Here is an 11,285-nt window from a genome sequence, read left to right as displayed (position 1 = left end):
AACAAGCGTTGCATTATTAGAATCAACTCCACCTCCACCATATACAGGACCGTTTGATGTACTCTCAGTGAAGTATCCGTTATCATACCCTCCAGCAACCCGAAGCTCCCCAACATCTACCTCTGCTCCAGCGTGAAGAAATGTGTTCCCCATCTGTCTTGGCGTAATATCCTCTCCCGAATGGTATCCGTTACCTGAAATATCAAATAATCCAAGATTGTTAATTTTTACCTGTTTAAAATCTGAAAAAGAAGAATTTACAGAAAAAAGCGGATATACTACCGAATATGACGAATTTGAACCAGAAGAAACGTACTTAGTATTTGATGATGGGAAACCTGCCATATCTAAGTTCCCATCACCTTTAATAGAACCTGAAAAATGACTCCCAGAACCATATATGTACAATTTTCCGACAACAGAGAATTGAGAACCATCTCCCTGTATAGGAGTCTTCGTGTTAATAAGAGAGATACCTCCACTGCCATTTATTGAATTAAAAGAATTATAAATACTATTTTGAGCGGAATTTATGCGCAAAAAACTTCCATCTTTAATATTCAAATCAGGATATGACACCTCTTTTATATTGCTGTTTGGATATAAATTCTTCAAACCAGAAGCAACACCCCCACCACTGTTGCCGTCCTGAATATCAATAAGTATTCCATTGTCTATATTTATTGTTTTTATATCATTTGATGAAAATCCTATATTTCCTCCACCTACCGAAAGGGAGCCACCACCTTCTAATTTTAAAGTGTTAGCATTTATTGAATAGTATGACACATAACTATTATATGGACTCTTCCCTCCACTTATAAGGTTAAGATCACTCAGTTTATTGTAATCATTATTCGAAAGTCCATCGTAGTTATTATTTCCACTTCCGAACAATACTTCCTGCCCTACCGGCACTGAAACAGTTACAGTACCAGATTGACCATTCACCTGCGTAATAACGTCCATCGGCTGCATGACATCAGCCTGAACAACACCCATCACCCCGACCGTCAAAGCCAGAACGCTCACAGACATTCCAATACATCCGAGATATCTTTTCTTATTATGATGTCCTTTACAAGAAGAAGAACAAAAATCTAGATTACCAAATCCCTTAAAAGAAAATAGATTATACCTAGGCACCGTTCTCACTCCAAAGAATCAAAAGGACATACTCTATGTATATGCATATTTTATTGCCATTCCCATTCACAGAAAGACAATTCCTTACATAAGGTTAATTTAATTTCATTCTGTGACTTTTCAACCACACAAAAAAAAGCCCGCATGGCGTGTCCATGCGGGCTTTCCCCTAAGCCAATCAGCCAAGTTCTCGCTTACTGCTGGATCAGATTGCCATCCTTGTCCACCAGTGTGATGGGGTAATCCCCGGAGAAGCAGGCATCGCAGTTTGTATGGTTCTCCACCGGGCGCCCCTGATGACCAAGGGCACGGTAGAGGCCATCGAAACTGATGAACGCCAGACTGTCCGCATTGATGGCCTTGCACATCTCTTCCAGCGAATGACGGGCGGCCAGAAGATGCTTCTCGGAGGGCGTATCAATCCCGTAGAAGCAGGGATGTTTGGTCGGTGGAGAAGTGATGCGCATGTGCACCTCCTTCGCTCCCGCTGCCCGGACCATGTCCACAATCTTGCGGGATGTTGTGCCGCGCACGATGGAATCGTCCACCAGAATGACCCGGCGTCCTTCCAGCACGGCCTTATTGGCCGAGTGTTTCATCTTCACGCCAAGATTACGGACCTGATCGGTCGGCTGGATGAACGTCCGGCCTACATAATGGTTGCGCACGATGCCCATCTCATAGGGCAGGCCACTCTCATGAGCATACCCGATGGCAGAAGGCACGCCAGAATCCGGCACAGGCACGACCACATCAGCGTCGACCCCACTCTCCCGGGCCAATTCGCCACCGATGCGGGTCCGCACTTCATAGACGGACTGTCCCTCCAGCACGGAATCCGGCCGGGCAAAATAGATGTATTCAAAAATGCAGAACCGGCGGCCAATATCCCCAAACGGCCAGAGAGATTTCACCCCATCCGCATTGATGACGACAATTTCACCCGGCTCGATGTCACGCACATAGTCAGCACCGATGATGTCCAGCGCACAGGTCTCACTGGCCAGCACCCAGCCGCCCTGTTTGTCCTCATGCCCGGGCATGCGGCCCAGAACCAGCGGTCGCACGCCCAGCGGGTCCCTCATCCCCAGCATCCCGTCATCCGGTGTCAGGGTAATGAGGGAATAAGCCCCCTTGATCTTCTTTGCCGCATCCATCAACCGCTCGATCACCGTGTCATAGAGCGAAATGGCGACAAGATGGACGATGACCTCCGTATCCATCGTGGAATGAAAAATACAGCCACGCTTTACCAGCGCCTTGCGCAGGGTGGCGGCATTGGTCAGATTGCCATTATGGGCCACGGCCAGACCACCAAAGGCGTAATCGGCATAGATGGGCTGGACATTGCGCACATGGCTGCCACCCGTTGTGCCATAACGGTTGTGCCCTATGGCCGCCTCCCCCGGCAGGCCTGCTATCACGTCCTGATTGCCAAACACATCTCCGACGAGGCCCAGCGCCTTGTGCTGGTGGAACGTATCGCCATCAAAACTGACGATACCGGCCGCCTCCTGACCACGATGCTGGAGGGCATGCAGGCCGAGAGCTGTCAGCGCTGCCGCATTCGGCACACCCCAGACACCAAAAACACCACATTCCTCATAGGGACGACTGGACGATTCAGGAAAAGACATATCGATGGAGCAAACCTGACGGGCGAATCCCGCTCATATCTAAGTGGCACAGCGGCACAGGCAGCCAACCCCTTGAAAAAACCGGCCATTGCCCTTCTTCAGGGCAGCCTGTCCGTCAGGGTGATGCCTGCGACCCCCCTTCAATGGCTATTCGATGGCAGAAAGGCAAGATGTTCCGACCATGAAAGCGGTATATATCCCTGCAAAAAAGCCACGCCACGCACCACGAAGGGTGCAAGGACGCTCCCCTGCATGGCGGCTTCCAGCCAGTCCTGCGCCAGATAGCTGCCCGCACAGAAGAGCAGCACCAGCACGACATAACCCCGCACCAGCCCGAAACCAGCCCCAAGCAGTGCGTCCAACGGGCCGGAGAGCAGCCCTCTCATGCCACGGGCCAGCTGGCTGGTCACCAGATTCAGAACAATCATGACCAGAACGAACAGCCCCAGCCGCCCGCCCCAGGTGAAAACAGCCGTCCCCTGAAAGGTAGGAGAAACAAGCGGAGCCAGATGGGACAAGGCCACGCCCCCCCAGCGGCCTACCAGCCAGAAACTGCCTATCCAGACCAGCAGGGCTCCGCTCTCGTGCGAAAGCCCTCTCACCAGCCCCCAGAGGGCCGACAGGCCAACAAGAACCAGCATGGCCCAGTCCATCGCGCCAAGATGCTCCAGAAATGTTCCGTGCAGGCCTGTCATTGCGGCTCCCGTCGCTCTTCCACCATCAATCCCGCTACCTGCCACCAGCCTGTCAGGGCAGTTTCGTGGAGCGGTAACGGCCCCCCTTGCGGGCCCGGATGCCACGTTTCAGCAAATCGGATGAAAGGTCAATCCGCTCACTCAGTTCCTGCCAGATGGCACTTTCATCCACACCATGCTGCTGCCATATCTTCCGTATCTCCAGCAGGAACACCGCACTATCCTCGACCAGGGCCTTCGGCTCCCCGTACAGATAGTCCAGAAGACAATCGGTAGCCTGCTCGGCCAGCATCTTGCATTCCTGCCCATCCTTGTTTCTGACCCCAGCCATGGCTGGCCCATATCGTGCAGACTGTGTCATTTCGGCTCCCATCATATCCACCCTGCCCCTCCTGCAAAAGAGGAGAGGGCACACAGGTCTGTTACTCACATTCAAGGGAGGAACAGAAATTAATAAAAATTCAATAATAAATTGATTAATACTATATTAGTGAAAAATAGTACAATTCATTAACAGGAAAATCTTTTCTTTTTCTAATACCATTCAAGGAATTCAGATATCATCGCTGAAATTACACCACAAAAATACCACAGAGCCTCATCATCATCTCCCTATTTCGTACAGAATCATCGACGGTCTGCACCCCACTGGAGAACAGTCATGTCAATCACATGGGAAAAACCACAGAAGTACTCCAACCTGTCTCCTGATACAGGGGGCGGCAATACTACTGGTCTCCCCGGCTTCTGGTTTGGTCCGGAGACCCTCCCGAACCCAGCAACCGGGAACGTTTTCAACACCCGGCTCACTGCAACAAACCAGCTCACTTCTGCCCAGCCGATATATCAGCTGGCCATGGTCCAAGGCGTGAACATAAGCCAGTCGGGAGACAAGGCTGTTGTCCTCATGCATATCCCCAACACAAATGTTTTTGCTGTAACGTACCTGTCTTATGTAGGTTCGTTTACCTACATGGATGTCATTCCTCCAACTCCTTCTGTCGTTGCAGAGTTTGCGATAAAGAATGTTCAATTCATAAAACAGATAGGGGACGGGCAACAGTATGCCCCTCTTCCTCCTGACGAACAACAGACGTATCTTGGCCTGTCCAATCTGGCAGCAGCCGTCCAAACCGGGAAGCATTATCTCTATCTACAGCTTGTCCCCAATACGGGCTTTGATTCCCTGAATCAGGGCAGCCCAGCGACACCGGGATCGCCTGTAACACTCAGCAATGTCGACTGGACCTTTGACACCGGCGTCACCAACATCGACATCGCCTGCTTCCTCCCCGGGTCCATGATCATGACGGATGCTGGACCTCGGGCTGTCGAAACTCTCGCTGTTGGTGATCTCGTCCTGACCGGCCCTGACGGCAACCAGAAGCTGGAGCCGATAACATGGGCAGGGCGGGGCCGTATCGATGTCCAGCCCCATCTGCCGGATGACCGGGCAGGCTATGCCGTCTGCATCAGAAAAAATGCACTGGGAGATGGCTGCCCTGATGCCGACCTGTATGTAACATCAGAGCACACGCTCTATCTTGATGGCCATTTCGTCCCGGTGCGGATGCTCGTCAATCACCGGTCCATCCACTATGACCGTGAACGTCTCTCTTACGACTATTATCACTTTGAGACGGCAGAGCACAGCATCGTCCGTGCCAACAGCGTGATGACGGAAAGTTATCTCAGCGGCAGCAGCCGCCGCAATTTCCATGAGATGACTTTCCTCCAGGAAGGAAATGTCGTGGCTTTCCCGCCCTCCAAGAGCTGGGAAAAGGATGCCTGCGCTCCGCTGACCGTGGATACCGCCTCCATCCAGCCACTGCATGAGGCGCTGGACGAGCGGGCCCGCGCCCTCGGTTTTGCCCGGCAGGTACCACCTGTCTCCCTGGTGCAGGATTCAGACTTCCATCTGGTCACCAATGCCGGGGACGTTCTCTACCCTGTCCGCCGGATACAGGACCGGGCCATCTTCCTTCTGCCGGAAGGCGTGACAGCCCTTTACCTTCGCTCCCGCACAAGCCGCCCCTGCGACACCATCGGCCCCTATGTGGATGACCGCCGTTTCCTCGGTGTCCTCGTCGGTGCCGTGGAGCTGTACCAGGAAAAGCAGACCCACAGCCTGACATCCCATATGTCGGATCCTCACGCTTCCGGCTGGGATGTGATGGAGAACAGCCCCTGCCGCTGGACAAACGGCAACGCCCTCCTCTCTCTGGAAGAGTTTCCCACCATTCATGAGCGGGACATGCTGAGCATCCAGCTCCTGGCGGAAGGGCCCTATGTTGATGAGGCCGGGATAGCCCAGCCAACCATTTCCCTGCCTGAAAGTGTGGCACAGAGATGAGGCCCCTCCCGGCCTGTCCCGACCATATCGGGACAGGCCGGGACTGTTCCCACTCCCCCGAAATACTTTGCCACTCATGAAAGATACTTTATACATCCCCTGTCCGTGAACGGCTGCATTGTCTGTCCACCAAGGGGGGGTCATCTGTCATGGGTGCCTGCACCACAGCCATTCTGACCAGAATCCTGCCTGCCCTGCTGGCTGGCGGTGTACTGTATGTCTCTGCTCCCCAATCAGCATTGGGCCAGAGCACACCGGTGGCCGGTTATTCCCCGGGCGCCCGGAGCGCAACCACCGCCAACACGATGCTCGACAGTGTCGTGGGCAACACCCATTCCCCCATAAAGAACCAGACCAGCCTTACCGGGGAACTTTACCATATTGCAGCGGATGGCACGGTCACAGCGCCCAACGGGCTGCTTGTCTCTCCCGGCGGGTGCCAGACACCGGGCACGGCCCATCTGCCAACCTCCATGAAAACTGCAGGGCCACACACGCCGTACCGCTTCGGCACGCTGAGACACGGCAAAGGGTTCGAAACGGTAACCATCGGAGTCAGCGCCCAGCCCGACCTGACCACGACAGACCCCAAGGCGCCCAGGACACGCCGTGCCACCCTGAATGCCTCCTTCGGCCCGACCGGGCTTTACATTCTCCCGGAACCCTGCGCCCGCACCGGCTCCAGCGACAGCGCCCTGACGCTGGATGCCGCCGCCAGCCTGGCCAGTGCCGACGGGAATGCCTTTACCCTTGCAGGAAACCGCTCCAGCGAAATTCCCGTCAACAAGGCGGAGACCCTGCCTGATGGAGATGTGGAGCTGCGCAACAGTGCTCTCCCCGGTGCTGCTGCCCCGTGACCGTCAGCCCGTTCCGTCTTTTCGCCCTGCCCGTCCTCTCTTTCCCGTCCTGCGGGTCCGCCATGGCTCTGGCGGCCCTGTTTCTACCGGGAACAGCCATGGCCCAGACCATTCCTCCGGCCAGCACCCCCGCCGGGATTCCGGCTACAGCCCTGCCCACCCCCCTGGGGTTTTTCAATCATCATACGATCGGCAGTCCCTCTGCCGATACCAGAGGGACCGAACCGGATACCAGCCGTACACCATCATCCCACCCCATCATCCCTCTCCAGCCGGGGACTGCGGGCCCCAACCCGACCCCGCATCTGGAAGACACTCTCGCCCTGCCCCGCCTCCAGGCCGTCATCCTGCAGCCGGCAGGCCATACAGGCAGCAGAACAGCCCAGCAGCCCATTTCTTCCGAAGGGCTGAAGCTGAGCCACGCACCCGGTCTCTATCGGGTAATCCTCCCCTATATCGGCCATCCTCTGACATTCCAGAAAATGCATGAGCTGACGGGAGCCATCGCCATCTTCTTCCGCCAGCATGACCGGGCCTTCATCAGCATCACCGTGCCTCCCCAGCGTGTACACGGGGGCGTGCTGCATATTGATGTCTCGGAATACCGGCTTGACCGCATCACCGTGCATGGCAACCGCTGGACACCTGCCTGGCAGGTCCGGCAGGCCAGCAACCTCACTCCCAACCAGACCATGGCCCTGACGGCCCTCCAGACAGACCTGGACTGGCTGAACCTCAACCCCTTCCGCACGGCGGACCTCATCTACCGCCCCGGCAGCCACCCCGGCAGCACGGATGTGGACATCAACGTGACAGACCGCTTTCCCGTCTATGGCTATGCCGCCATGAACAATCAGGCGGACCGCTCACTGGGCCGGCTCAACTGGTACACGGGGGCCTCATGGGGCAATGCTTTCGGGCTGGGACAGATACTGACCTACCAGTTCAACCGCACCTTCATGAACCGGTTCGACAACCACACGGGCAGCTGGACCATCCCGCTCTTCGGCCATAATGCCTTGCAGATTTTCGGAAACTATGCCCTCTCCCACCCGACCAGCAACACGCCGGGCCTCATAAACCGGGGTCTCAGCGGGCAGATTTCACTGCGCTGGCTGCACATGTTCGACCATATTGCCCTTGGCCGGGATGCCGGGCTGGACGGCATGATCCAGCTCGGTTTTGACTGGAAAAACACCCATTCCGACCAGTTCTACCATGCCCACACCATCACGCTCTCCAAAGCCGCCACGGCCCAGTTTGTCGTGGGCTATACAGGGTCCATACAGGACCCGTGGGGGCAGACGCAGATCAACAACCAGTTTTTCTACGGTCCCGGCGGCCTGATGAAAAATGATACGCGGCGAGCCTATGAGAGCATCTTCCCTCTCTCCAGCCCCAATTATGTCTATGACCGGCTGATGCTCACCCGGACACAGAACCTGCCCTACGGCTTTTCTTCCACAACGAAGGTAACATTCCAGCGGACCAGCAAGAACCTGCTCTATAGTGAACAGCTCATGATCGGCGGCATGGGCAATGCCCGTGGCTATTTTGCCAATACATCCTTCGGCAGCAACGGCAATGCCGTCAGCGAGGAAGTCTTCACTCCCGCTCTCTCCCTGCTCCAGCTGGCTCACCTGCCCACACCGGGACAGCCGGACAGCAACAAGCTTGGCATCTTCTGGGACTGGGCGGACAACCGGCAGGTCCACCATGTGGGCACGGGCGCCCGGGCGGCCACCCTCGCCAGCGTGGGCGCCGACCTTACCGGCAGTCTGAACCAGCACATCAACGTCACTTTTGATGCTGGCATCCGCCTACGCCGCATCCACACGACGGAACTGGCAAACCGTCGTGGGACCTTCTGCGACTTTCAGATTGTCGGAGGCTTTTAAGCCTCCGAACGGGGCAGTTTCAGTTCTGTCCAGAGCGTGTCCAGCGCACTGACCAGAGAGGTCAGCTCCTCTTCCGTATGGAGCGGCCCCGGGGTCAGGCGCAGGCGCTCCGTCCCTCGGGGGACGGTCGGATAGTTGATAGGCTGGAGATAATGGCCGAAGCGCTTCAGCAGGCTGTCCGTCAGCTCACGGCAGAGGGTGGCATCTCCCACCATGACGGGCGTGATGTGCGACTGACCAGGCATGTAGGGGATTTTCACCTCGTCCAGCTTCTTCCTCAGCAGGGCCACGGCCTCCCGCTGCCCCTTGCGCTCGGCATCGCTGTGGCGCAGATGCCGGACACTGGCCAGCACACCCGCCGCAATCATCGGCGGCAGGGAGGTGGAGAAAATGAAGCCTGAGCCAAAAGAGCGCACGAAATCACACAGGGCAGCAGAGGCTGCGATATAGCCCCCCACCACGCCATAGGCCTTGCCCAACGTCCCCTCGATGACGGTCAGCCGGTGTTCCAGACCACGCTCCTGCGCTACGCCGCCACCCTGCGGGCCATACATGCCCACGGCATGGACCTCATCCAGATAGGTCATGGCGTTGTAACGGTCGGCCAGATCGCAGATTTCTTCAATCGGAGCAATGTCACCATTCATGGAATAGACGGACTCGAAGGCGATGATCTTCGGCGTATCCAGAGGCAGCTCTTTCAGCCTGGCCTCAAGGTCTTCAAGATCATTGTGCCTGAAGATGCGTTTCTCCGCACGGGAATGGCGGATGCCTTCGATCATGGAGGCATGATTGAGTTCATCAGACAGCACGACACAGCCTTTCAGCCGTGCGGCCAACGTGCCCAGCGTCACCCAGTTGGAGAGATAACCGGAATTGAAAAGCAGGGCACTTTCCTTGCCATGCAGGGAGGCCAGCTCCTTTTCCAGCAGGACATGATGATGGTTGGTGCCGGAGATGTTCCGTGTCCCGCCTGCACCTGCACCACTTTCATCCAGAGATTTATGGATGGCCTCCAGCACTGCGGGGTGCTGCCCCATACCCAGATAGTCGTTGGAGCACCAGACCGTTACATCACGCCCGACGCCATGGTGGAAGGCTTTGGGAAACCTGCCGACGTGACGTTCCAGCTCCGCAAAATAACGGTAGCTGCCATCAGCCCGGAGGCCATCCAGCGCATTCTGGAACAGGGTATCATAATTCATAGACATTGCTCTCCTCAGGGTCATCAATTTATGGTCCGCCCCCCAGAAAGCAAGGTTTAAACACTGTTATAAACGAAAACATGGTTACAGGACCCATTAAACAGGACTGTCTGGCTACAGTTTTTTTACCCACTCCTCTATAGCTGGTGGCTCCATATCTCCCCAGGCGGGGAACATCGTTTGCCGGAGGCCTGTCTTGCCTGTTTCCGCTTCTTCCTCCTCTCCGGGTGGCCGGCCCGGATTCAGCGCCCTGCTGCCTTACTGGCAGGTCACCCTTGCTGCTTTCAGCGGCTGGTTTCTCGATGCCTTTGACCAGACAACCCTGATGTTCACCCTGCCCGACATTGCCCGGGATTTCGGCTGCACGCTGGCCGCCCTTGGCAGTGTCTTTCTGGCACAGGCTCTGGGACGGGCCGTAGGCAACACGGGTTGGGGCTGGCTCTCCGACCGTTTCGGTCGCAAGCCTGCCTTCACGCTCGGCATCCTCTTCTTCGCCCTCTTTGCCGCCCTCACGGGGACAACCCACAGCATCACCACGCTGGTCATCACACAATTCCTGTTCGGGATCGGTTTTGGTGGAGAATGGACGGCCTCCGCCACCCTGCTGATGGAAAGTGTTCCCGGCCCGCTGCGGCCTCTGGCCTCCGCCACCATGATGGCCGGTTACGAAATCGGCTATATGGCAGCGGCCGGAGCACAGGCCCTCATCCTGCCCCATCATGGCTGGCGTGTCATGTTTTTCATCGGGCTGCTGCCTGCCCTGCTCATCTTCTTCATCCGTTTCAGGGTGAAGGAAAGCCCTCTCTGGCTCGCTGCGCAGGAAGAGAAAAAGCGTCAGCACGATCAGGCTCCGGCAGAACCGGCCGCCTCTTTCTGGCAGACTGCCCGGCAGTTCTGGAACGGCGCCGCCTTCCAGGCCATTGCCTTCATGTGTTTTCTGGAGTTCCAGAAGGCCGCCCTCTACACATTCTATCCTGCCATCCTGCGGGACAACCACCATCTCAGCCCCCAGATCATCTTCTGGCCGGTGGCCCTCTACTGCCTCGGCTCGCTTGCCGGGAAGATCCTCTGCGGGGCACTGGCAACCCGCTTCGGGGAAGGGCTCGTCATGCGGGTGGCGCTCGGAGCTGTCATGCTGCTGATCATCCCCTTCCTCACAGCTGGACCATGGGCCATCCTGCTGGCCTCCGCCTTCTTCATCGGGGCAGCGGCCTCCGGTATCTATGCTCTGGTGCCCCATTATCTCTCCCAGCGCTTCCCCGATGCAGGCCGCAGCGCAGGCATGGGCACCAGCTATGCTGTCGGCTCTCTGGGGCAGGGTGTGGCCGGGCGGCTGGTCCCCTCCCTTGCTCCGCTGCTGGCAGGAGGGTTGCCTGCTGCCGCCATCCTCTGCGTTCTTTCGGGAAGTTTCATCAGCCTCGGCATCACAGTCTTCCGCCCGAAAGACGTGCAGGATTTCTGAACCGTTCCGCCTTCCCTGAAGGCCTTTCTCCC

9 protein-coding genes are annotated in these 11,285 nt (G+C 56.6%); 5 read left to right on the top strand and 4 right to left on the bottom strand.

The genetic code is table 11. The features are described 5' to 3' along the window. Positions 1-142: 142 nt before the first annotated feature. Positions 143-385, top strand: a complete 243-nt coding sequence (locus tag GM608_RS01955; RefSeq protein WP_249079304.1) for a hypothetical protein — start codon at positions 143-145, stop codon at positions 383-385. Positions 386-1,340: 955 nt separating this feature from the next. Here the strand turns inward: GM608_RS01955 and purF are convergent. The 3 genes from purF to GM608_RS01940 all read right to left on the bottom strand — a co-directional run bounded on the left by purF (position 1,341) and on the right by GM608_RS01940 (position 3,854). Continuing rightward, entirely contained in the window at positions 1,341-2,783 is a 1,443-nt protein-coding gene (purF, locus tag GM608_RS01950) for an amidophosphoribosyltransferase (protein WP_043560928.1), read from the bottom strand. A 140-nt stretch (positions 2,784-2,923) separates the two neighbouring features. Further along, complete coding sequence (locus GM608_RS01945; protein WP_081562928.1) at positions 2,924-3,478, bottom strand: CvpA family protein; 555 nt, start codon at positions 3,476-3,478, stop codon at positions 2,924-2,926. A gap of 52 nt (positions 3,479-3,530) precedes the next feature. Beyond that, positions 3,531-3,854 (bottom strand): hypothetical protein, encoded by a 324-nt coding sequence (locus GM608_RS01940; RefSeq protein WP_052349163.1) that lies wholly within the window; start codon positions 3,852-3,854, stop codon positions 3,531-3,533. 597 nt (positions 3,855-4,451) lie between these two features. Between GM608_RS01940 and GM608_RS01935 the strand changes: the two genes are divergently transcribed. The 3 genes from GM608_RS01935 (at position 4,452) to GM608_RS01925 (ending at position 8,586) form a co-directional block, all read left to right on the top strand. Next, positions 4,452-5,831, top strand: a complete 1,380-nt coding sequence (locus GM608_RS01935; protein ID WP_333644899.1) for a Hint domain-containing protein — start codon at positions 4,452-4,454, stop codon at positions 5,829-5,831. Between the two features lie 149 nt (positions 5,832-5,980). After that, entirely contained in the window at positions 5,981-6,688 is a 708-nt protein-coding gene (locus GM608_RS01930; protein WP_154981651.1) for a hypothetical protein, read from the top strand. Next, positions 6,685-8,586: a ShlB/FhaC/HecB family hemolysin secretion/activation protein gene (locus GM608_RS01925; RefSeq protein WP_333644897.1), complete on the top strand. Its 1,902-nt coding sequence runs from the start codon at positions 6,685-6,687 to the stop codon at positions 8,584-8,586. The genes GM608_RS01930 and GM608_RS01925 overlap by 4 nt, the downstream gene beginning before the upstream one ends. Here GM608_RS01925 and hemA read toward each other — a convergent pair. Further along, positions 8,583-9,791: a 5-aminolevulinate synthase gene (gene hemA, locus GM608_RS01920; RefSeq protein ID WP_043560936.1), complete on the bottom strand. Its 1,209-nt coding sequence runs from the start codon at positions 9,789-9,791 to the stop codon at positions 8,583-8,585. The two genes, GM608_RS01925 and hemA, sit on opposite strands and share 4 nt — an antisense overlap. Before the next feature lie 196 nt (positions 9,792-9,987). On the opposite strand from hemA, the gene GM608_RS01915 reads away from it, so the two are divergent. Beyond that, positions 9,988-11,253, top strand: a complete 1,266-nt coding sequence (locus GM608_RS01915; protein WP_333644896.1) for an MFS transporter — start codon at positions 9,988-9,990, stop codon at positions 11,251-11,253. Positions 11,254-11,285 lie beyond the last annotated feature (32 nt).

Origin of the sequence: Bombella sp. ESL0380, assembly GCF_009725805.1 — a bacterium.
Classification (GTDB): Bacteria; Pseudomonadota; Alphaproteobacteria; order Acetobacterales; family Acetobacteraceae; genus Bombella; species Bombella apis.
This window is presented reverse-complemented; position numbering and strand designations above follow the sequence as displayed.